This is a genomic window from Streptococcus nakanonensis, from assembly GCF_059738785.1.
On sequence record NZ_AP027139.1, the window covers coordinates 657,369 to 680,357 of the forward strand.

At 41.1% G+C, this 22,989-nt stretch carries 23 protein-coding genes; 20 read left to right on the top strand and 3 right to left on the bottom strand.

Annotation, left to right across the window (positions count from 1 at the left end; genetic code table 11):
* Nucleotides 1-49 precede the first annotated feature (49 nt).
* The 11 genes from tpiA to whiA all read left to right on the top strand — a co-directional run bounded on the left by tpiA (nucleotide 50) and on the right by whiA (nucleotide 9,234).
* Nucleotides 50-808, top strand: a complete 759-nt coding sequence (gene tpiA, locus AC6I9F_RS03450) for a triose-phosphate isomerase (RefSeq protein WP_498022781.1) — start codon at nucleotides 50-52, stop codon at nucleotides 806-808.
* 37 nt (nucleotides 809-845) lie between these two features.
* On the top strand, nucleotides 846-2,336 hold the full coding sequence (gene lytC, locus AC6I9F_RS03455; protein WP_498022783.1) for a choline binding-anchored murein hydrolase LytC: 1,491 nt from the start codon (nucleotides 846-848) through the stop codon (nucleotides 2,334-2,336).
* Between the two features lie 498 nt (nucleotides 2,337-2,834).
* Nucleotides 2,835-3,353 (top strand): Dps family protein, encoded by a 519-nt coding sequence (locus tag AC6I9F_RS03460; protein WP_049511924.1) that lies wholly within the window; start codon nucleotides 2,835-2,837, stop codon nucleotides 3,351-3,353.
* Between the two features lie 129 nt (nucleotides 3,354-3,482).
* Nucleotides 3,483-3,989, top strand: a complete 507-nt coding sequence (locus AC6I9F_RS03465; protein ID WP_173274641.1) for a dihydrofolate reductase — start codon at nucleotides 3,483-3,485, stop codon at nucleotides 3,987-3,989.
* A complete protein-coding gene (locus tag AC6I9F_RS03470) occupies nucleotides 3,989-4,159 on the top strand; it encodes a hypothetical protein (protein ID WP_000442276.1) in 171 nt (56 codons plus the stop codon). Before AC6I9F_RS03465 ends, AC6I9F_RS03470 begins: the two co-directional genes overlap by 1 nt.
* A 31-nt stretch (nucleotides 4,160-4,190) precedes the next feature.
* A complete protein-coding gene (gene clpX, locus AC6I9F_RS03475) occupies nucleotides 4,191-5,423 on the top strand; it encodes an ATP-dependent Clp protease ATP-binding subunit ClpX (protein ID WP_000106341.1) in 1,233 nt (410 codons plus the stop codon).
* A gap of 8 nt (nucleotides 5,424-5,431) precedes the next feature.
* Nucleotides 5,432-6,019: a ribosome biogenesis GTP-binding protein YihA/YsxC gene (gene yihA / locus AC6I9F_RS03480; protein ID WP_000422605.1), complete on the top strand. Its 588-nt coding sequence runs from the start codon at nucleotides 5,432-5,434 to the stop codon at nucleotides 6,017-6,019.
* A 10-nt stretch (nucleotides 6,020-6,029) separates the two neighbouring features.
* On the top strand, nucleotides 6,030-6,410 hold the full coding sequence (locus AC6I9F_RS03485) for a RidA family protein (RefSeq protein WP_173274640.1): 381 nt from the start codon (nucleotides 6,030-6,032) through the stop codon (nucleotides 6,408-6,410).
* A 51-nt stretch (nucleotides 6,411-6,461) separates the two neighbouring features.
* A complete protein-coding gene (rapZ, locus tag AC6I9F_RS03490; protein WP_498022789.1) occupies nucleotides 6,462-7,352 on the top strand; it encodes an RNase adapter RapZ in 891 nt (296 codons plus the stop codon).
* Nucleotides 7,349-8,326, top strand: coding sequence for a YvcK family protein (locus AC6I9F_RS03495; RefSeq protein WP_001231075.1), 978 nt, complete (start codon nucleotides 7,349-7,351; stop codon nucleotides 8,324-8,326). The genes rapZ and AC6I9F_RS03495 overlap by 4 nt, the downstream gene beginning before the upstream one ends.
* Nucleotides 8,323-9,234, top strand: coding sequence for a DNA-binding protein WhiA (gene whiA / locus AC6I9F_RS03500; RefSeq protein ID WP_033684109.1), 912 nt, complete (start codon nucleotides 8,323-8,325; stop codon nucleotides 9,232-9,234). The genes AC6I9F_RS03495 and whiA overlap by 4 nt, the downstream gene beginning before the upstream one ends.
* Before the next feature lie 207 nt (nucleotides 9,235-9,441).
* On the opposite strand, the gene AC6I9F_RS03505 is transcribed toward whiA, so the two are convergent.
* Nucleotides 9,442-10,017, bottom strand: a complete 576-nt coding sequence (locus AC6I9F_RS03505; protein ID WP_000593540.1) for a hypothetical protein — start codon at nucleotides 10,015-10,017, stop codon at nucleotides 9,442-9,444.
* Nucleotides 10,018-10,566: 549 nt separating this feature from the next.
* A complete protein-coding gene (locus tag AC6I9F_RS03510) occupies nucleotides 10,567-11,535 on the bottom strand; it encodes an NAD(P)/FAD-dependent oxidoreductase (protein WP_498022792.1) in 969 nt (322 codons plus the stop codon).
* A gap of 135 nt (nucleotides 11,536-11,670) precedes the next feature.
* Here AC6I9F_RS03510 and cdaA point away from each other — a divergent pair, with 135 nt between their 5' ends.
* The 8 genes from cdaA (at nucleotide 11,671) to AC6I9F_RS03550 (ending at nucleotide 20,174) form a co-directional block, all read left to right on the top strand.
* Nucleotides 11,671-12,528: a diadenylate cyclase CdaA gene (gene cdaA / locus AC6I9F_RS03515; RefSeq protein ID WP_050089436.1), complete on the top strand. Its 858-nt coding sequence runs from the start codon at nucleotides 11,671-11,673 to the stop codon at nucleotides 12,526-12,528.
* Entirely contained in the window at nucleotides 12,515-13,279 is a 765-nt protein-coding gene (locus tag AC6I9F_RS03520; RefSeq protein WP_498022795.1) for a CdaR family protein, read from the top strand. Before cdaA ends, AC6I9F_RS03520 begins: the two co-directional genes overlap by 14 nt.
* A gap of 24 nt (nucleotides 13,280-13,303) precedes the next feature.
* Nucleotides 13,304-14,656 (top strand): phosphoglucosamine mutase, encoded by a 1,353-nt coding sequence (gene glmM, locus AC6I9F_RS03525; protein WP_498022797.1) that lies wholly within the window; start codon nucleotides 13,304-13,306, stop codon nucleotides 14,654-14,656.
* A 73-nt stretch (nucleotides 14,657-14,729) separates the two neighbouring features.
* Nucleotides 14,730-15,104 (top strand): DUF1149 family protein, encoded by a 375-nt coding sequence (locus AC6I9F_RS03530; protein ID WP_001050088.1) that lies wholly within the window; start codon nucleotides 14,730-14,732, stop codon nucleotides 15,102-15,104.
* 1 nt (nucleotide 15,105) lies between these two features.
* Entirely contained in the window at nucleotides 15,106-15,954 is an 849-nt protein-coding gene (locus AC6I9F_RS03535) for a DegV family protein (protein WP_498022799.1), read from the top strand.
* A 388-nt stretch (nucleotides 15,955-16,342) separates the two neighbouring features.
* Nucleotides 16,343-17,110 carry a 4-hydroxy-tetrahydrodipicolinate reductase gene (dapB, locus tag AC6I9F_RS03540; RefSeq protein WP_498022801.1) on the top strand — a complete coding sequence of 256 codons (768 nt, stop codon included), beginning with the start codon at nucleotides 16,343-16,345 and terminating at the stop codon, nucleotides 17,108-17,110.
* On the top strand, nucleotides 17,107-18,306 hold the full coding sequence (locus AC6I9F_RS03545) for a CCA tRNA nucleotidyltransferase (protein ID WP_498022803.1): 1,200 nt from the start codon (nucleotides 17,107-17,109) through the stop codon (nucleotides 18,304-18,306). Before dapB ends, AC6I9F_RS03545 begins: the two co-directional genes overlap by 4 nt.
* Nucleotides 18,303-20,174: an ABC-F family ATP-binding cassette domain-containing protein gene (locus AC6I9F_RS03550; protein ID WP_498022805.1), complete on the top strand. Its 1,872-nt coding sequence runs from the start codon at nucleotides 18,303-18,305 to the stop codon at nucleotides 20,172-20,174. Before AC6I9F_RS03545 ends, AC6I9F_RS03550 begins: the two co-directional genes overlap by 4 nt.
* Before the next feature lie 36 nt (nucleotides 20,175-20,210).
* On the opposite strand, the gene mntE is transcribed toward AC6I9F_RS03550, so the two are convergent.
* Nucleotides 20,211-21,395 carry a CDF family manganese efflux transporter MntE gene (gene mntE, locus AC6I9F_RS03555; RefSeq protein WP_498022807.1) on the bottom strand — a complete coding sequence of 395 codons (1,185 nt, stop codon included), beginning with the start codon at nucleotides 21,393-21,395 and terminating at the stop codon, nucleotides 20,211-20,213.
* Between the two features lie 169 nt (nucleotides 21,396-21,564).
* Here mntE and AC6I9F_RS03560 point away from each other — a divergent pair, with 169 nt between their 5' ends.
* Nucleotides 21,565-22,989 carry a glycosyltransferase family protein gene (locus tag AC6I9F_RS03560; protein ID WP_498023172.1) on the top strand — a complete coding sequence of 475 codons (1,425 nt, stop codon included), beginning with the start codon at nucleotides 21,565-21,567 and terminating at the stop codon, nucleotides 22,987-22,989.

Here is a 22,989-nt window from a genome sequence, read left to right on the forward strand (position 1 = left end):
AATTGTGATAAAATAAGTAGAAAATAAATTGAAAAAAGAGGTATGTGAAATGTCACGTAAACCATTTATCGCTGGTAACTGGAAAATGAACAAAAATCCAGAAGAGGCTAAAGCATTCGTTGAAGCAGTTGCATCAAAACTTCCTTCATCAGATCTTGTTGAAGCAGGTATCGCTGCTCCAGCTCTTGATTTGACAACTGTTCTTGCTGCTGCAAAAGGTTCAAACCTTAAAGTTGCTGCTCAAAACTGCTACTTTGAAAATGCAGGTGCTTTCACTGGTGAAACTAGCCCACAAGTTTTGAAAGAAATCGGTACTGACTACGTTGTTATCGGTCACTCAGAACGCCGTGACTACTTCCATGAAATTGACGAAGATATCAACAAAAAAGCAAAAGCAATCTTTGCAAACGGTATGCTTCCAATTATCTGTTGTGGTGAGTCACTTGAAACTTACGAAGCTGGTAAAGCTGCTGAATTCGTAGGTGCTCAAGTATCTGCTGCATTGGCTGGATTGACTGCTGAACAAGTTGCTGCATCAGTTATCGCTTATGAGCCAATCTGGGCTATCGGTACTGGTAAATCAGCTTCACAAGACGATGCACAAAAAATGTGTAAAGTTGTTCGTGACGTTGTAGCTGCTGACTTTGGTCAAGAAGTGGCAGACAAAGTTCGTGTTCAATACGGTGGTTCTGTTAAACCTGAGAACGTTGCTTCATACATGGCTTGTCCAGACGTTGACGGTGCCCTTGTAGGTGGTGCGTCACTTGAAGCTGAAAGCTTCTTGGCTTTGCTTGACTTTGTAAAATAATCAGTAAGTAGCAAAAGCTAGGTGGAACAGCATTCAGGTGCCTGTTCCATTTTTTATAGGAGAGGAAAGATTGAAAACAAAATTTGTATGTATAGGGCTAGCAAGTCTTTGCTTACTTGGCGCAAGAGTTTCAGGAATTGCGGCAGATGAAACAAGTGGAAGCACAGTTTCAGAAAAATCTAGTCTATCAACAGGAACTTCATCAACTAGTAGCAATGAACAGAGAAACAGTGTCTCTGCCCACTGGGATGGGGATTATTATGTAAAGGCTGATGGTTCTAAAGCTCAAAGTGAATGGATTTTTGACAACTACTATAAGGCTTGGTTTTATATTAATTCAGATGGTCGTTACGCGCAGAATGAATGGCATGGAAATTACTACCTGAAATCAGGTGGATATATGGCCCAAAACGAGTGGATCTATGACAGTAATTACAAGAGTTGGTTTTATCTCAAGTCAGATGGGGCTTATGCTCATCAAGAATGGCAATTGCTTGGAAATAAGTGGTATTACTTCAAGGAGTGGGGTTACATGGCTAAAAGCCAATGGCAAGGAAGTTATTTCTTGAATGGTCAAGGTGCCATGATGCAAAATGAATGGCTTTATGATCCGGCTTATTCTGCTTATTTTTATCTAAAATCCGATGGAACTTATGCCAACCAAGAGTGGCAAAAAGTGGGCGGTAAATGGTACTATTTTAAGAAGTGGGGTTATATGGCTCGGAATGAGTGGCAAGGAAACTACTATTTGACTGGAAGTGGTGCCATGGCGACTGACGAAGTGATTATGGATGGTGCTCGCTATATCTTTGCGGCCTCTGGTGAGCTCAAAGAAAAGAAAGATTTGAATGTCGGCTGGGTTCACAGAGATGGTAAACGCTATTTCTTTAATAATAGAGAAGAGCAAGTTGGAACCGAACATGCTAAGAAAGTTATTGATATTAGTGAGCACAATGGCCGTATCAATGATTGGAAAAAGGTTATTGATGAAAATGAAGTAGATGGTGTCATTGTTCGTCTAGGTTATAGCGGTAAAGAAGACAAGGAATTGGCGCATAACATTAAGGAGTTAAATCGTCTGGGAATTCCTTATGGTGTCTATCTCTATACCTATGCTGAAAATGAGACCGATGCTGAGAATGACGCTGAACAGACCATTGAACTTCTGAAGAAATACAATATGAACCTGTCTTACCCTATCTACTATGATGTTGAGAACTGGGAGTATGTGAATAAAAGTAAGCGTGCTCCGAGTGATACAGGTACTTGGGTTAAGATTATCAACAAGTACATGGAGACGATGAAGCAGGCGGGTTATCAAAATGTGTATGTCTATAGCTATCGTAGTTTATTACAGACGCGTTTAAAACACCCAGATATTTTAAAACATGTAAACTGGGTAGCGGCCTATACCAATGCTTTAGAATGGGAAAATCCTCATTATTCAGGAGAAAAGGGTTGGCAGTATATCTCTTCTGAATACATGAAAGGAATCCAAGGGCGCGTAGATGTCAGCGTTTGGTATTAAGCGATGATTTGAAAGAGGGATGTGATAGTAGCACCCTCTTTTTCTTTGTTTTATGATAATTTATCCTCGAGTAAATTCAAGATCTTGCTAGGAAATAAATATTATATGGTAGATTGAATATAGACCGGGACATTGCGGTTGCTAAAACATTTTTAGAAATTCATTTGTCTTTCCTAATCGACTTGGTTCCATCTTATTTCAATCTATTATAGTCTTGGGGAATTTCTTCAAGCCACATCAGCTTGGTCAGTTCTACCTGCGACCTCAAAACTTGTGCTTTGGTCAAGCTGGGTTTGGCTTCCTAGTTTGCTGATGGATTTCCATGGACTATAAGCATCCAGACCTCTTTTTCGTCTTCTAAAGATTCTTAAATTATCAGTCTATTGCAACTTTTCTCATGTGAGTCATTTGGCTTGCTATTGTCTTTCCTTAGTAGTATACTAAGGTAGTAATCATTAAGAAGTGGTTACATAAAAATAATGAATGAGGTAAAATAAAATGGTAGAATTGAAAAAAGAAGCAGCAAAAGATGTCGCAACATTAACAAAAGCAGCGCCAGTAGCATTGGCAAAAACAAAGGAAGTTTTGAATCAAGCTGTTGCTGATTTGTACGTAGCCCACGTTGCTTTGCACCAAGTACACTGGTATATGCGTGGACGCGGTTTTATGGTATGGCATCCAAAAATGGATGAGTACATGGATGCTCTTGATGGTCATTTAGATGAAATCAGCGAACGATTGATTACACTCGGTGGAAGCCCATTCTCTACATTGACAGAATTCCTTCAAAATAGTGAAATCGAAGAAGAAGTTGGAGAGTTTCGCAATGTAGAAGAAAGTTTGGAGCGTGTCCTTGATATTTATCGCTACCTCATCACTCTTTTCCAAAAAGCGTTGGATGTGACTGACGAAGAAGGCGATGATGTTACAAACGATATTTTTGTTGGTGCTAAGGCTGAACTTGAGAAAACAGTTTGGATGCTTGCCGCAGAACTTGGACAAGCACCTGGTTTGTAAGAAACAAGGCAACATAGATAAATCTGTAGGAAATTTCTTACAGATTTTTTCTATTTTGTAAGCTATTCCAAACCAGTCTTTTTTTTAGTTTTTTGATAAAATAGTACTATCAGTGAAAAGGATGGAAGCATGACTAAGAAAATCGTAGCTATTTGGGCTCAGGATGAAGAGGGTGTGATTGGGAAGGACAATCGTCTGCCTTGGCATTTGCCAGCAGAATTGCAGCACTTTAAAGAAACAACTCTGAATCATGCTATCTTGATGGGGCGGGTAACCTTTGATGGAATGGGGCGTCGCCTGCTTCCACAACGGGAAACCCTGATTTTGACGCGTAATCCGGAAGAAAAGATAGATGGGGTTGCTACTTTTCAGGACGTCCAGTCTGTTCTCGACTGGTATCAGGCTCAAGACAAGAATCTCTATATTATCGGTGGGAAGCAGATTTTTCAAGCTTTTGAACCCTACCTTGATGAAGTGATTGTGACTCAAATTCATGCTCGGGTGGAGGGAGATACCTATTTTCCTGAGGAGTTTGACCTGTCCCTTTTTGAGACAGTTTCAAGCAAATCCTATACCAAAGATGAGAAAAATTCTTATGATTTTACCATCCAATACCGCAAGAGAAAGGAAGTCTAATGGAACGGAGTTTATTTGGTTTATTCACGGCTTTTCTGTGTTTCATCTGCCTTTTGGCAGGAGCACAGGCTTTTCGTAAAAAGCGTTACGGGCTTTCTATCCTCCTTTGGTTAAATGCCTTTACCAATCTGGTCAATAGTATTCATGCTTTTTACATGACCTTATTTTAGATAGAATGATAGTATAGAATGGAAGGAAATCATGTCTACAAATAGAAAAAATGATATGATGGTTTATTGCTCATTTTGTGGCAAAAACCAAGAAGAAGTACAAAAAATAATCGCTGGCAACAATGCTTTTATTTGTAATGAATGCGTGGAGTTAGCTCAAGAAATCATTCGAGAAGAATTGGTTGAGGAAGTCTTGGCAGACTTGTCTGAGGTGCCAAAACCAATTGAACTCCTCCATATCTTGAACCACTATGTAATCGGTCAAGATCGTGCCAAGCGTGCCTTGGCAGTGGCAGTTTACAACCACTACAAACGCATCAATTTCCACGATACGCGTGAAGAGTCAGAAGATGTGGATTTGCAGAAGTCAAACATCTTGATGATTGGCCCGACTGGTTCAGGGAAAACTTTCCTTGCCCAGACCTTGGCTAAGAGCTTGAACGTGCCTTTTGCGATTGCGGATGCGACAGCTCTTACTGAGGCTGGTTATGTAGGTGAGGATGTGGAAAATATCCTCCTCAAACTCTTGCAGGCTGCTGACTTTAACATCGAACGTGCAGAGCGTGGCATTATCTACGTGGATGAAATTGACAAGATTGCTAAGAAGAGCGAGAACGTGTCTATCACACGTGATGTTTCTGGTGAAGGGGTGCAACAAGCCCTTCTTAAGATTATCGAGGGAACTGTTGCCAGCGTACCGCCTCAAGGTGGACGCAAACATCCGCAACAAGAAATGATTCAAGTGGATACCAAAAATATCCTCTTCATAGTGGGTGGTGCCTTTGATGGTATCGAAGAAATCGTCAAACAACGTCTGGGTGAAAAAGTTATCGGATTTGGTCAAAACAATAAGGCGATTGACGAAAATAGCTCTTACATGCAAGAAATCATCGCAGAAGATATTCAAAAATTCGGGATTATTCCTGAGTTGATTGGACGCTTGCCAGTCTTTGCAGCTCTTGAGCAATTGACGGTTGATGACTTGGTTCGTATCTTGAAAGAGCCAAGAAATGCCTTGGTCAAACAGTACCAAACCTTGCTTTCTTATGATGATGTCGAGTTGGAATTTGACGACGAAGCCCTTCAAGAGATTGCTAATAAAGCTATCGAACGCAAGACAGGGGCGCGTGGTCTTCGCTCAATTATCGAAGAGACCATGTTGGATGTCATGTTTGAAGTACCGAGTCAGGAAAATGTGAAATTGGTTCGCATTACAAAAGAAGCTGTCGATGGAACGGATAAACCAATCCTAGAAACAGCTTAGAGGTGACTATGGAACTTAATACACACAATGCTGAAATCTTGCTCAGTGCGGCGAATAAGTCCCACTATCCGCAGGATGAACTGCCAGAGATTGCCCTAGCAGGGCGTTCAAATGTTGGCAAGTCTAGTTTTATCAACACCATGCTGAACCGTAAGAATCTGGCTCGTACGTCAGGGAAACCTGGGAAAACTCAGTTGCTCAATTTCTTTAATATCGACGACAAGATGCGCTTTGTGGATGTGCCTGGCTATGGATATGCCCGTGTTTCTAAAAAGGAACGTGAAAAGTGGGGGCGCATGATTGAGGAGTATCTGACAACTCGAGAAAATCTCCGTGCGGTAGTCAGTTTAGTTGACCTTCGTCATGACCCGTCAGCAGATGATGTACAGATGTACGAATTTCTCAAGTATTATGAGATTCCGGTTATCATCGTTGCGACCAAGGCAGATAAGATTCCTCGTGGTAAATGGAACAAGCACGAATCAGCAATCAAAAAGAAATTAAACTTTGACCCAAGTGACGACTTTATCCTCTTTTCATCTGTCAGTAAGGCAGGGATGGATGAGGCTTGGGATGCAATCTTAGAAAAATTGTGAGGAAAAGAAAATGGCAAAAACAATTCATACAGACAAAGCTCCAAAGGCTATCGGACCCTATGTTCAAGGAAAAATCGTTGGCAACCTTTTGTTTGCTAGTGGTCAAGTTCCTCTCTCTCCTGAAACTGGGGAAATCATTGGAGAAACGATTCAAGAACAGACAGAGCAAGTCCTAAAAAACATCGGTGCTATTTTGGCAGAAGCAGGAACAGACTTTGACCATGTTGTCAAAACAACTTGCTTCTTGAGCGATATGAACGACTTCGTTCCTTTTAACGAGGTTTACCAAACGGCCTTTAAGGAGGAATTTCCAGCTCGTTCAGCTGTGGAGGTAGCTCGTCTTCCTCGTGATGTAAAAGTCGAAATTGAAGTCATCGCAGAGATTGGATAAGCTAGCTGAAGTTTGGTGTTGCCAAACTTCTTTTGATATAAGGAGAAAAAGATGACAAAGAAACAACTTCACTTGGTGATTGTGACAGGGATGAGTGGTGCAGGGAAAACAGTTGCCATTCAGTCCTTCGAAGATTTGGGTTATTTTACTATTGATAATATGCCTCCAGCTCTCTTGCCTAAGTTTTTGCAGTTGGTGGAAACAAAGGAAGACGACCATAAGTTGGCCTTGGTAGTGGATATGCGTAGCCGTTCTTTCTTCTCAGAGATTCAAGCTGTTTTGGATGAGTTGGAAAATCAAGATGATTTGGATTTTAAAATCCTCTTTTTGGACGCAGCAGATAAGGAATTGGTAGCCCGTTACAAGGAAACCAGACGGAGTCACCCACTAGCTGCAGATGGACGGATTTTGGATGGAATCAAGTTGGAACGTGAACTTTTGGCACCTTTAAAAAATATGAGCCAAAATGTGGTGGATACAACTGAACTTACTCCTCGTGAGCTGCGTAAAACCCTTGCAGAGCAGTTTTCAGATCAAGAGCAAGCCCAGTCTTTCCGTATTGAAGTCATGTCTTTCGGCTTTAAATATGGAATCCCAATTGATGCGGACTTGGTCTTTGATGTGCGCTTTTTGCCAAATCCATACTACCTACCAGAACTGCGAAACCAAACGGGTGTGGATGAACCTGTTTATGACTATGTCATGAATCATCCTGAGTCAGAAGACTTTTATCAACATTTGTTGGCCTTGATTGAGCCAATTTTGCCAAGTTACCAAAAGGAAGGAAAGTCTGTTTTGACTATTGCCATGGGATGTACGGGTGGACAACACCGTAGTGTGGCCTTTGCCAAACGCTTGGCGCAGGACTTATCCAAGACTTGGCCTGTCAATGAAGGACATCGTGACAAAGACCGAAGAAAGGAAACGGTAAACCGTTCATGAGAAAACCAAAGATAACGGTGATTGGTGGAGGGACTGGGATCCCCGTCATTCTTAAAAGTCTGCGGGAAAAAGATGTGGAAATCGCGGCTATCGTAACGGTGGCAGATGATGGTGGTTCTTCAGGTGAACTCCGAAAAAATATGCAGCAATTGACACCGCCAGGTGATCTTCGTAATGTCCTTGTGGCCATGTCGGATATGCCTAAGTTTTATGAAAAGGTCTTTCAGTATCGCTTTTCTGAAGATGCTGGAGCCTTTGCTGGCCATCCATTGGGAAATCTCATTATTGCAGGTCTGTCAGAAATGCAGGGTTCGACCTATAATGCCATGCAGTTGCTGAGCAAATTTTTCCATACCACTGGGAAGATTTATCCTTCCAGTGACCATCCTTTGACCCTGCATGCAGTCTTTCAGGATGGGACAGAAGTGGCTGGAGAGAGTCATATTGCAGACCATCCAGGCATGATTGACCATGTCTATGTGACCAATACCCTCAACGATGATACACCTCTGGCCAGTCGTCGAGTAGTGCAGACCATTCTTGAAAGTGACATGATTGTCCTCGGACCTGGTTCCCTCTTTACCTCGATTTTGCCCAATATCGTGATTAAGGAAATCGGGCAGGCGCTTTTGGAAACCAAGGCAGAAATCGCCTATGTCTGTAATATCATGACCCAACGTGGGGAGACAGAACACTTTACAGATAGTGACCACGTGGAGGTCCTGCATCGTCACCTTGGTCGCCCTTTTATCGATACTGTTTTGGTGAATATCGAAAAAGTGCCTCAGGAATACATGAATTCCAACCGTTTTGATGAATACTTGGTCCAGGTGGAACATGATTTTGCTGGTCTTTGTAAGCAGGTTCCGCGTGTGATTTCATCCAACTTCCTTCGTCTGGAAAATGGGGGTGCCTTCCACGATGGAGATTTGATTGTGGATGAGTTGATGCGGATTATACAGGTGAGAAAATGAGTTTCACAGTAGCAGTAAAAGAAGAAATCCTGGGTCAGCACCATCTGAGCCGGCATGAATTATCTGCCATTATCAAGATGTCTGGCAGTATCGGTCTCTCGACTTCGGGTTTGACCTTGTCAGTTGTGACAGAAAATGCCAAACTGGCTCGTCACCTCTATGAGTCCTTTCTCCATTTCTACGAAATCAAATCGGAAATCCGACACCACCAACGGAGCAATCTTCGTAAGAATCGGGTCTATACCGTTTTTACAGATGAAAAGGTGCAGGACCTTCTGAGTGATTTGCACTTAGCAGACTCCTTTTTTGGCCTAGAAACGGGTATTGATGAGGAGATTTTATCAGACGAGGAAGCAGGTCGTGCCTATCTTTGTGGCGCTTTCTTGGCGAATGGGAGCATTCGTGACCCTGAGTCAGGCAAGTATCAGTTGGAAATCAGTTCTGTTTATCTGGACCACGCGCAAGGGATTGCCTCTCTTCTCCAGCAATTTTTACTGGATGCCAAGGTTCTTGAACGCAAGAAGGGAGCTGTTACCTATCTCCAGCGAGCTGAAGACATTATGGACTTTTTGATAGTCATCGGAGCCATGCAGGCGCGTGATGATTTTGAGCGGGTTAAGATTTTGCGAGAAACTCGTAACGACCTCAATCGGGCCAATAATGCCGAGACAGCCAATATTGCTCGGACAGTTTCTGCCAGCATGAAGACTATCAACAATATCAGTAAAATCAAAGATATCATGGGCTTAGAAAATCTGCCAGTGGATTTGCAGGAGGTAGCGCAACTGCGTATTCAGCACCCAGACTACTCTATCCAGCAGTTAGCAGATAGCCTCAGCACCCCTCTGACCAAAAGTGGTGTCAACCACAGACTCAGAAAGATAAATAAATTAGCCGATGAACTATAAAACCAGGCTCTTGTTTTGCGAGGTTCTTTTTTGAAATAAAAAGAGGTTGGGCAAAAAGCAATGTCATTAAGTTAAGAAATTTGGCTCTTTAAAATCAAAAACGCATAATATCCGGTGTTGACTTGAACCGTAATACTATGCGTTTTATTGTGAGAAAATTTATTTCATTTTCTCCTGAAATTGAGTTTTTACCCAGTCTCTAATGAGTTATTTCCAAGTGACCAGTTCGCTCCAAACGCTAACATTCGATATAGTAGAGGTTTCACCAGCTGGAACCCATTTGTTGGTGCCTAAGTATCTAACTTCTAGTTTACGAACGTTTACTGTGTAAGATGCTTTTAGTCTAATATAACCATAAGTGTAGGGTGGTACGTTATGGGAGACTGAGTGATTTAAACTAAGTCCAGCTCCAGACTCCGGAGCAGAAAAGCTAACACCTGCACCTACAGTCAGAGTAGCTCCAGCTTTTCCACCATAGGCAGTTGAACTTACAGGACCTGATGTGGTGCTTTTCTTGTAAGAGTGAGAGTATTTAGTTCTATAGTCTGCAACACCAGTTGCATTAGAACGAGTCTGATACGTAGATTTAGACTCTAAATAGGCGTCTCTAAGTTCAGTCGTATAAAATGACAATAACTCTCCTGTGTTGATATCTTTTACAATACGATTAGATACAATTTCATAATTTGTACCAGGATAGACATCAGCAAAAACCGTAGATGTTGTGACTAAGAATAATAGACTTGATAGTAGAGAGAAAAACAATAGTTTCAGTTTAATCATAACAAATTTCCTTTCTTCATGAGTAAAAGATTATTTTTTCAATCCTTTGAAAGTTATAATGCAACCCGAAATAATACTGAGAGTTCCTACAGGTCTCCAATATAGTTGCCAAAAGAATAAATTTATTCTTTCTTTCAGTGTCGCATAGGGTTCGGCATAATAGGGGTTGATGTGAAATAATAAAAAACCAAAACATAAAACTATGATTCCAGTTAAGAATAAAATGTCCTTATTTACTTTCCTCATAAAACCTCCTTTTATTTTATTTAAAGCGCTTTCTATTATTAGTATACGTCAAAAAAAGAAAAAAACAAGTCTATTTATTTATTTTTTTATATGGTATAATAGAATAGTTGGAGAGTTTTTATATAGCTTTAAAAGGCTGATATGAATACTTTGTATAATCTAATGATTCTTCAAAAAATTTCTTATTCAAACAAGAGCAAAGAGAAGGTGGGCTGCATATCAGAAGTTAGATGTATTTCTGTCTAACTTTTGAGGTGTAGTTCATTTTAAAACCACGAATCCTATGTGACTCGTGGTTCTTTTTTATAAACTAGTAGAGTGTTTTGGTTGTACTTTTTGCTCAGGGTCGATGTAGTTGATAGCATTATTGACAGCAGTTGGAGCTTCTCCGAGACCTGTCGCAATCAAGTCAATTTTTCCGTCATAGTAGCAGCAGTCACCGATAGCATAGATACCTGCTTGGCTAGATTCTTGTTTGCTGTTGACGATAATCTTGTGGCGGTTGAGGTCGAGTCCCCAGTTTTTAAGATTACCGACCGAAGATTTGAAACCATAGTTGACAAAGAGGTGGTCTAGGTCAATCGTTTCGGTTTCATCAGATTTGACTTTTGTGATTTCAAGTTTATCGAGTGCTTTTCCATCTCCAAGGAGTTGGCTAGGAACGAATGGTGTCTTGATGGATACAGATGATTCTTGCAGGGCTTGAACACTGTGTTCCAAGGCACGGAAATTATCTCTGCGGTGAACAAGGGTGGTTGGTGCAATTTTTTCAAAAGCCAAAGCCCAATCCACTGCTGAGTCTCCCCCACCAAGAATCGTCACTTTCTTACCAGCGTATTGCTGGATGTTGGAAACGTGGTAATGGATATTTTCATAGCCCTCAACGCCTTCTAGTTCCAAAGGACGTGGTTTGAAGGCACCGCCACCCATAGCGATGATAACTGTTTTAGTCAGGTGACTTCCTTTAGAAGTCATGATGGTAAATCCTTCTTCTTGTTTTTCAATCTCAAGAACCGTTTCATTGAGATGAATAGGGGTATCAAATCCATTTAGCTGTTCAATCAAGCGATTAGTCAACTCTTCTCCAGTCAGGTTTGGGAAGCCTGGGACGTCTAGGATTTCTTTTTCAGGGTAGAGAATAGCAGGTTGTCCACCTAGCTGGGGAAGAGAGTCAATGATTTGAACCTTGGCTTGACGTAGGTGGGCATAAAAGGCTGCAAAAAGCCCAACAGGACCACCACCTACAATGGTAATATCATAGAGTTGAGACATGGTTTCTCCTTTGTTTTTTCTAGTCAGTTTATTGTATCATATTTTTGCTCAATGTAAAATGGACTAGGATAGGGAAAAAAATGCCAGAAAATGGTATAATAGGACGAAAGTGTTTTGATAGGGAGGATATCAGGGATGAATTTTCAACAATTATCCAATCTGCAATATTGGACCAGTTTGTTTGCAAGTCCATGGACGATAGCTATCAATCTGATTGATATTTTGATTGTTGCCTATATTTTATATCATTTTACAAAAGCTATTGCAGGAACCAAGATTATGATTTTGGTACGTGGAGTTTTGGTGTTTATTTTAGCTCAAATCCTTGCAAATATGATTGGCTTGACTACGATTTCTTGGTTAATCAATCAAATTATTACTTATGGGGTTATTGCGGCGGTTGTTATCTTCTCTCCAGAGATTCGGACTGGTTTGGAACGTTTGGGAAGAGCGACAGATTTCTTTTCCAATGCCCCTATTAGTGCTGAGGAACAGATGATTCGTGCCTTTGTTAAATCAGTTGAATACATGAGTCCTCGTAAAATCGGGGCCTTGGTTGCTATTCAGCGTGTACGTACCTTGCAGGAGTATATTTCGACAGGAATTCCCTTGGATGCTAAGATTTCTGCAGAACTTCTCATTAACATTTTTATTCCCAACACTCCCCTACATGATGGTGCAGTGATTATCCGAGAAGAACGTATCGCTGTGACGTCTGCCTATCTGCCCTTGACAGAAAGTACAGGGATTTCCAAGGAATTTGGGACCAGACACCGGGCGGCTATCGGTTTATCAGAAGTCTCAGATGCCTTGACTTTTGTCGTATCAGAGGAAACGGGAGGAATTTCGATAACCTATAATGGAAGCTTTAAGCACAACCTAACACTTGATGAATTTGAAACAGAATTACGTGAAATCTTACTTCCAAAAGAGGAAGCAGGTCTTAGTTTTAAAGAACGATTGCTAGGAGGATGGAAACATGAGAAAAAATAGTTTATACATCATATCCTCACTCTTTTTTGCTTGTGTCTTATTTGTCTATGCTACGGCGACGAATTTTCAAAACAGTACCAGTGCTAGGCAGGTAAAAACGGAAACCTATACGAATACAGTAACAAATGTCCCTATTGACATACGCTATAATAGTGATGAGTATTTTATTAGCGGTTTTGCTTCAGAAGTATCAGTGGTCTTGACTGGTGCAAATCGCCTATCGCTAGCTAGTGAAATGCAAGAAAGCACACGTAAATTCAAGGTTACTGCTGACCTAACAGATGCCAGTGTTGGAACGATTGAAGTTCCTTTGAGTATTGAAGATTTACCCAATGGGCTGACCGCTGTGGCGACTCCGCAAAAAATTACAGTCAAGATTGGTAAGAAGGCTCAGAAGGATAAGGTAAAGGTTGTACCAGAGATTGACCCTAGTCAAATTGATAGTCGGGTACAAATTGAAAATGTCACGGTGTCAGATGAAGAAGTGTCGATTACGAGTGACCAAGAGACATTGGATAGAATTGATAAGATTATCGCTGTCTTGCCAACTAGTGAACGCATAACAGGTAATTACAGTGGCTCAGTACCTTTGCAGGCAATCGATCGCAATGGGGTTGTCTTACCAGTAGTGATTACTCCGTTTGATACAACAATGAAGGTCACTACAAAACCAGTAGCACCAAGTTCAAGCACAAGCAGTTCGTCGGAGACATCTTCGTCAACGAAAGCAACTAGTTCAAAAACGAATTAAAAATAGAAAAAGGATTTTATAAAAATGGGTAAATATTTTGGGACTGATGGAGTCCGTGGAGAAGCTAACGTAGAACTAACGCCAGAATTGGCCTTTAAACTAGGACGTTTTGGAGGCTATGTTCTCAGTCAACATGAAACGGAAGCGCCGAAAGTTTTTGTGGGACGTGACACACGTATTTCCGGGGAAATGCTAGAATCTGCCTTGGTGGCAGGTCTGCTGTCTGTGGGGATTCACGTATACAAATTAGGCGTTCTGGCAACACCAGCAGTAGCTTACTTGGTTAAAACTGAAGGAGCAAGTGCCGGTGTCATGATTTCTGCTAGCCACAACCCAGCCCTTGATAACGGAATCAAGTTTTTTGGCGGTGATGGCTTCAAACTAGATGATGAAAAAGAAGCAGAAATTGAAGCCTTGCTAGATGCTGAGGAAGACACTCTTCCTCGTCCAAGTGCAGAAGGCTTAGGAACCTTGGTAGATTATCCAGAAGGCTTGCGTAAGTATGAAGGCTACCTTGTTTCAACTGGAACTCCTCTTGAAGGAATGAAGGTTGCCTTGGACACAGCAAACGGTGCAGCTTCTACAAGTGCCCGTCAAATCTTTGCAGACCTTGGTGCCCAATTGACGGTTATCGGGGAAACACCAGACGGTCTTAACATCAATCTTAATGTTGGTTCAACTCACCCAGAAGCTCTTCAAGAAGTGGTCAAAGAAAGCGGCTCAGCTATTGGTTTGGCCTTTGATGGAGACAGTGACCGTTTGATTGCTGTTGATGAGAATGGTGACATCGTTGATGGTGACAAGATCATGTACATCATCGGAAAATACCTTTCTGAAAAAGGACAATTGGCTCAAAATACAATTGTGACAACCGTGATGTCTAACCTTGGTTTCCACAAGGCCTTGGACCGTGAAGGTATTAACAAGGTAGTCACTGCAGTTGGCGACCGCTACGTTGTTGAAGAAATGAGAAAATCAGGCTACAACCTTGGTGGTGAACAGTCTGGTCACGTCATCTTGATGGACTACAATACAACAGGTGATGGCCAATTATCTGCTGTTCAATTAACAAAAATCATGAAGGAAACTGGTAAGAGCCTGTCAGAGTTGGCAGCAGAAGTAACCATTTATCCACAAAAATTAGTCAATATCCGAGTGGAAAATGCCATGAAGGAAAAGGCTATGGAAGTGCCAGCTATCAAGGATATCATCGAGAAGATGGAAGAAGAAATGGCGGGGAACGGACGTATCCTTGTTCGCCCAAGTGGAACAGAGCCCCTCTTGCGTGTTATGGCAGAAGCGCCTACAACAGAAGAAGTAGACTACTATGTTGATACCATCGCAGATGTAGTTCGAGCTGAAATCGGGATTGACTAAATCCTAGAAAACTAGATGAAAATAAAAAATTATGGTACAATAGCTTATAATATTGTAGCCGAGGGAGAAAGACATGAATCTTAAACGTGAACAAGAATTTGTTAGTCAGTATCATTTTGATGCGCGTAATTTTGAATGGGAAAATGAAAATGGAGCTCCTGAAACTAAGGTGGATGTGAATTTCCAATTGCTCCAACATGATCAAGAAAATCAAGTGACTTCCTTGATTGTCATCTTGACATTTATGATTGTATTTGATAAGTTTGTCATCAGTGGAACCATTTCACAGGTAAACCACATCGATGGCCGTATTGTCAATGAACCAAGTGAATTGAGCCAAGAAGAAGTGGAAACTTTGGCTCGCCCAAGTTTGAACATGCTCAACCGTTTGACTTACGAAGTAACTGAAATTGCATTAGACTTACCAGGAATCAATTTGGAGTTCTAATATGAAACTAGCTGTTATCACAGATTCTTCTGCCTATCTCAGTGCAGAGACCTTGCAAAGAGAAGATTTGTATGTCTTGGATATTCCTGTCAATATTGATGGTGAGGAGTATGTCGAAGGTATCAATCTGACTGCTGAGGAATTTTACCAAAAAATGGCTCAGGCTTCTGAATTGCCTAAGACTAGTCAACCAAGTATTGCCAAGTTAGATGAAATCTTAACTTCGCTCAAAGAACAAGGTTATACACATGCCTTGGGGCTTTTCCTATCTTCTGGAATTTCAGGTTTTTACCAAAATATCCAGTATATGATAGATGAATATGAGGGCTTAACTATTGCCTTTCCAGACACTTTGATTACAAGTGCTCCTCTGGGTATCATGGTTGAAAGCGTCTTTAATTGGCGTGACCAGGGCGATGATTTTGCCAGCATTCAGGATAAGCTAGCCATTCAAATCAGCCGTACGTCAGCTTTTATCATGGTAGATGATTTGGATCATTTGGTAAAAGGTGGGCGCCTTTCAAATGGGGCTGCCATTTTGGGCAATCTGCTAAGCATTAAGCCAATCCTTTATTTCAACGACCAAGGTGTGATTGAAGTTTACGAAAAAGTTCGTACTGAAAAGAAAGCAACCAAGCGCTTAATTGAAATTATCAAGGAAACAACGGCTTCAGGCCAATATCGGGTCATTGTCATTCATGGGAATGCTCCTGAAAAGGCTGAGGAATTGCGTCAACACTTGCTTGATTCTGGCTTGGGTTCGGATGTTTCACTTGCTACATTTGGTAGTGTCATTGGAACTCACCTAGGAGCAGGAAGTATTGCTCTAGGTTATATTCCAGTGATTTAGTTGGCGCTTCTAGGCTAGTTAAGATGCCTTGTATCTTAGAAATTGAACACGGACTATCTGCCTCATGAAAAAAGATGCCTGTCTGGCCTTTCGTGGAAAGTCAGCGCCATTCCCTATTTTTCATGGGTAGCTAATGTCCTTTGTATCTTGATAATTGAACACGCCTGGAACCCTGTGTGAAAAAGATAGTTTTTCCAAGGAGTAAACACTTCTTGATCAAAACTCCTATTTTCACTTTGTGTTCCTACAGGCTTTGTATCTTAGCAATTGAACACGGACTACCTGCCTCATGAAAAAAGATGCCTGTCTGGCCTTTCGTGGAAAGTCAGCGCCATTCCCTATTTTTCATGGGCAGCCAACGTCCTTTGTATCTTAGACAGGAGTAGAGATGAGTATTCGAGTAATTATTGCTGGTTTTAAGGGAAAGATGGGCCAAGCTGCTTGTCAGATGGTCTTGGCTGATCCAGACTTAGACTTGGTAGCAGTTTTGGATCCCTTTGAGTCTGAGTCAGAATGGCAGGGAATTCCTGTTTTCAAGGATAAGATTGATTTAGCAGGCTTTGAAGCGGATGTCTGGGTAGATTTTACTACTCCAACTGTTGCCTACGAAAATACACGCTTTGCTCTTGAAAATGGCTTTGCTCCAGTAGTTGGAACGACTGGTTTTACAAGTGAAGAAATTGCAGAGCTAAAAGCATTTTCTCGTACCCAAGATTTGGGGGGCTTGATCGCTCCTAACTTTGCCTTGGGTGCTGTCTTGCTTATGCAATTTGCAAGGCAGGCTGCTAAATATTTCCCAAATGTGGAGATTATCGAGCTCCATCATGACAAGAAAAAGGATGCTCCGAGTGGAACAGCTATTAAAACAGCTGAGTTGATGGCGGAAGTTCGAGAGTCTACCCAGCAAGGTGCAGTAGACGAGGAAGAGCTGATTGCAGGTGCCCGTGGTGCTGACTTTGATGGCATGCGCATCCACTCAGTTCGTTTACCAGGTTTGGTAGCCCATCAGGAAGTCATCTTTGGCAATCAGGGAGAAGGATTGACCCTCCGTCATGACTCCTATGATCGCAGCTCCTTCATGACAGGGGTCAATTTGGGAATTAAAGAAGTTGTCAAGCGTCATGAGCTTGTCTATGGATTAGAACACTTATTATGAGATTAACGCAAATGCCTTCTGAATTTCAGAAGGCTTTACCAGTATTAGAAAAAATTAAAGAAGCAGGTTTTGAAGCTTATTTTGTTGGGGGATCTGTTCGAGATGCCCTCCTCAATCGTCCTATCCATGATGTGGATATTGCGACGTCTTCCTATCCAGAGGAGACCAAGCAGATTTTTCCGCGAACAGCCGATATCGGAATCGAGCATGGAACCGTCTTGGTTTTAGATGGGGATGAGGAGTATGAGGTAACTACCTTTCGGACAGAAGATGTCTATGTGGACTATCGAAGACCCAGTGCGGTTTCCTTTGTGCGTTCGCTAGAAGAAGACCTCAAACGCCGTGATTTTACAGTCAACGCCTTTGCCTTGGATGAGACAGGAGAAATCATTGACTTGTTTCATGGTTTAGAAGATTTGGAAAAGCAAGTCTTACGAGCGGTTGGTGTAGCTAGTGAGCGTTTCAACGAAGATGCTCTACGGATTATGCGTGGTTTCCGTTTTCAGGCCAGTCTTGGCTTTGAACTTGAGCCAGAAACCTTTAAAGCTATGAAGACTTTGACGCCACTTTTGGAGAAAATTTCTGTGGAGCGTACCTTCGTCGAGTTTGATAAACTCTTGCTGGCTCCATTTTGGAGAAGAGGTTTGGCTTCCATGATTGAGAGTCAAGCTTATGACTATCTCCCTGATATGTCAGCTAGCCAAGACAAGCTTAACAGACTGTTTGATTTGGAGACTGATTTCATCTTTGCATCTTCAGAGCAAGCTTGGGCGGCTCTACTGTGGACTTTGGAGATTGAAAATGCGCAGCCATTTTTGAAGGCTTGGAAGACCTCACGCCAGTTTGCCAAGCAAGTTCAGGATTTACTGACTATTTTGGCCTTGCGTGAAAAGGGAGAATTGAGCAAGCGCGATTGTTATCGCTTTGACTTGGATTTACTTTTACAGGCTGAAAATCTTCGTCAGGCTCAAGGGAAACCAGTCAATCCGCAAGCTATTACAGAAACCTACCAGAGTTTGACTATTCATGACAAGAAAGAGATCCAAATCAACGGTGGTATTTTGATCAAGGAATATGGTTATCAGTCGGGCCCAGACTTGGGAGAGATCTTAACAGAGATTGAATATGCCATTGTCGATGGAGAATTGGAAAATGACCGTCAAGCCATCCATGCTTATCTGAGGGAGAAAAAATGAGTGATTTTATCGTTGAAAAACTAAGTAAATCCGTCGGTGACAAGACCGTTTTTAAGGATATTTCCTTTATCATCCATGACCTAGACAGAATCGGTCTGATTGGTGTCAATGGAACAGGGAAGACCACCCTTTTAGATGTCCTTTCTGGTGTTTCTGGCTTTGATGGGGATGTCAGTCCCTTTTCAGCTAAGAATGATTATCAGATTGGTTACTTGACCCAGGACCCTGATTTTGATGATAGCAAGACGGTCTTGGATACGGTCCTATCCAGCGACCTCAAGGAAATCCAGCTCATTCGTGAGTATGAACTCCTCATGCTCAACTATAGTGAGGACAAGCAGGCGCGTTTGGAACGGGTCATGGCTGAAATGGACTCTCTCCAAGCTTGGGAAATTGAGAGTCAGGTCAAGACGGTTCTTAGTAAGCTGGGTATTCAGGACTTATCCACTCCAGTTGGGGAATTGTCAGGTGGTCTGAGAAGACGAGTTCAGTTGGCGCAAGTCTTACTTGGCAACCACGACCTCTTGCTTCTGGATGAGCCGACCAACCATCTGGACATTGCGACTATTGAGTGGCTAACCCTCTTTTTGAAAAATTCCAAGAAGACCGTCCTTTTTATTACCCACGATCGTTATTTCCTAGACGCTTTGTCAACACGGATTTTCGAGTTGGACCGAGCAGGCTTGACCGAATATCAGGGAAATTATCAGGATTATGTTCGCCTTAAGGCGGAACAGGACGAGCGCGATGCGGCTCTTCTCCACAAAAAGGAACAACTTTATAAGCAAGAATTGGCCTGGATGCGCAGACAACCGCAGGCGCGTGCGACCAAGCAGCAGGCTCGTATCAATCGCTTCCATGACTTGAAAAAGGAAGTTTCAGGCAGTAGTGCTGAGACAGACTTGACCATGAACTTTGAAACCAGTCGGATTGGGAAGAAAGTCATCGAGTTTCAGGATGTTTCCTTTGCCTATGAAAACAAGCCCATTCTGCAAGATTTTAATCTCTTGGTGCAGGCCAAAGATCGTATTGGAATCGTTGGGGACAACGGTGTTGGAAAATCAACTCTCCTCAACTTGATTGCAGGAAGTCTTGAGCCGACAGCAGGAAAAGTTGTAATTGGGGAAACAGTTCACATTGCCTATTTCTCTCAGCAAATTGAGGGATTGGATGAAAGCAAGCGAGTGATCAATTACCTGCAAGAAGTGGCTGAAGAAGTCAAGACCAGCGGTGGTTCTACGACTTCCATCGCTGAGTTGTTGGAGCAGTTCCTCTTCCCACGTTCAACGCATGGAACCTTGATTGAGAAATTGTCTGGGGGAGAGAAAAAGCGTCTTTATCTCCTCAAATTGCTCTTGGAAAAACCAAATGTTCTTCTCTTGGACGAGCCTACAAATGATTTGGACATTGCGACCTTGACAGTCTTGGAGAATTTCTTGCAAGGCTTTGCAGGGCCTGTCTTGACAGTTAGCCACGATCGCTATTTCTTGGATAAGGTAGTGACCAAGATTCTCGCATTTGAAGATGGCAAGATTCGTCCTTTCTTTGGTCATTACACTGATTACCTAGATGAAAAAGCTTTTGAAACAGATATGTCCAATCAGGTGCAAAAGGCTGAAAAGGAAAAAGTGGTCAAGGTTCGAGAAGACAAGAAACGCATGACCTACCAAGAAAAGCAGGAGTGGGCAAGTATTGAAAGCGATATTGAAGCCTTGGAAAATCGTATCGCTGCTATTGAAGAGGAGATGCAGGCCAACGGCTCTGACTTTGGTAAGCTGGCTACTCTCCAAAAAGAACTGGATGAGAAAAACGAAGCACTTCTTGAAAAATACGAACGCTATGAATACCTAAGTGATTTTGATAGCTAGAAGAATAGAAAAATCCCGTCTCATGACAGGATTTCTCTATTCTTTTTTGGTTTCTTGATGAAAAATATTTTGCCAGGTTTCGTGGCGGCGCCAGATACTGGTATGGACGATACCATCTAACTTATAGCAGATGAGTTTGGTCTTTTGACTGATGGAAGTGATTTGAATATCCTTGATAGCAGAATTCAAGTCTTTTTCGGCTTTATAGGCCTCTTTATTCATCTGTTCTCCGTCTTGACGAATATAGACAAAATCATCAGCCAAGAGTTCTTCCAGTTGATTTCCTTGGTCAATCAATTGCTCGCGTATGAGTAATTTTTTATAGACATTGTCTAAAATTTCATCCTCAGGTATAGGCGCTGGTTCAATATGGACATCGATATCAAAAACCCCAAAACGTTCTTCCAGCATAGACTCGACCTGATCCGCGATTTCATGACTCTCATAAACAGACAAGTCAGGATTCATCTCCAGCGTAATATCCAGGTAGATGTTGCTACCGTAGGTACGACCTCTTTGCGATTTGACTTTGCTGATCTTGGGAATTTCCATGATAGCCTTTTGGTAGTCTTCAAGCAGACGGTCATCGAAGCCATCTGAAAGACTAAAGGAAGACTCGATGAAGATATCATAGGCAGTCTTCAAGATAAAGAAAGTGATGATAATGGCAACCAGTTTATCCACAATGGGATAATTGAAACTGCTAGCTAGGATAGCAATAGTAGTACCAAGTGAGGTGACAGCGTCAGAAAGATTGTCCTTGGCGGCAGCCTTTAGTGCCTTGGAATTGGATTTCTTACTGAGGCGAGTATTGTAGAGATAGACCACAAACATAATCGCTGCAGAAATGATTCCTAGAGTTGCACCAAGAGGATCAATGACCGTTTCTTCACGACTGAGAATCTTTTGAATGGTGTCCCTCAGCACATCAAAGCCAACATAAAACATAATGATGGAAGTGATTAAACTAGCCAAATCTTCAATTTTCCAGTGACCAAAACGATGGTCCCGGTCTGCAGGCTGGCGCGCCATCCGAATCCCAATTAAGAGGGCCACATTTCCAATGATATCCGATACGTTGTTAAAACCATCTGCCACCAAACTGGATGAATGAAGAAGATGACCAGTTGCTAATTTGGCTGCAGACAAGATTAAATAGGTTGAAATGCTGATAATGGCCCCACGCTCAGCTAACTTGAGATTTGAGATAGATTGCTTCATTCAACTTCCTTTCTAGTCACATAGCATTCTACCATTATACTGGTTTTCAAGGGAAAATTCAAATAGGACAGATAAAACTAAGAAAATACAAAGCAGAAAATGCTTTTTTTTTTTAGGAAATGTGATAGACTGATAAAGTGAAAAGTTGAGGTGAATAAAATTGAAAAAAATGAGTATTTTAGTGATGAGTATTTCTTTGCTCTTTACTGTTTTAGTCTGGTTCTCTATGGTAACAAATGTCAAACAAGGGATACCGTTTTCAGATGCTAGTATTTTTGAATATTTTGGGTATGCAATGAATCGAGGAGAATTGATGTATGCAAACCTATTTGATCATAAGGGGCCAGTCGTTTTTTTACTGAATTACCTAGGATATCTTATTGGTGGTGCGTTAGGAATTAAATTTTTATACCTATTTTGCACATTTCTATTCTTTATAGCTAGTTATAAGATTTCAAGGTTATTTACTGGAAATAAGCAAACAATTTTAACGTTAGCAATTATCTTTATAATTTATGAGTATTTTTTTGATGGCGGTTGGAGTTTAGAAGGTTTTATTTTACCTTTTTTGGCTTATTCATTATACATTTTTTTAAAACTGTTTATACAAAATGATTTCAGTAAAAATGACATCATAGCATCAGGTGCATTTTTCTCTATTGTATTTTTTACGAAAGCAAATATGATAGGGATTTGGCTTGTATTTTGTATTTATGTATTGATTGATTTCATACTTAAGAAAGCATATAGGGAATTGTTTTCTTTGATAGGATTATTTTTCCTTGGAGTATTAATACCAACTATCCCTTTGTGCCTATATCTGTTATCAAAGGGCATCTTTTTTGAAATGGTATACCAGTCGATTGGAATTAATTTTATTTATACTACAGAGTCTAATAACGTTTCGATGTATGAGATTATCAGATGGTACATTTCTCAAACAAATCTCTTAAGTCTTAATTTATTGATGTTATTTTCCTTGATACCACTATGGAAGAAATTTGGAATAAAATCAATCTTCTATCATTTTGTTTTTATTGTTTGTTTACTTCTGGCTCTTATCTCAAAAAGAAGCTATGGTCATTACATTTTAGTAATGCTCCCGATTTTGATTCCATATATTTCCTATTTATTTCATAGCATATCCAAGAAAATGTCTTTTCAAGTATTTTTTGTCTTATTATTAGGATTTATTATTGTATACCAGAATGATGTAAAATCCATCATGAAAAGTATGAATACAAGATATCTGAATAGATCTGAGAAACAGCAACGCGTTGCTAGCTATATAGAGAAAAATACGTCGATGGATGACCGAATTTATACACACCGTCAAAATGGAACAATTTATTTGTATAGTGAACGGCTAGCTAGTACAAAATTTTTCTTCATCCCAGCTGTGACAGATGATCGAGTTATTATTGATGAGTTTAGAAAATCTATACAAGAAAATCCTCCGATCTATATTGTATTTGATACTGAATGGGATTATGGTAAGAGAACTGACTCTTTTATAAAGGATTATATTAAAGTAAATTATCACTTAGAAAAACAGATTGATACGGCTATGATTTATAGAAAAGGAGGAGAATAG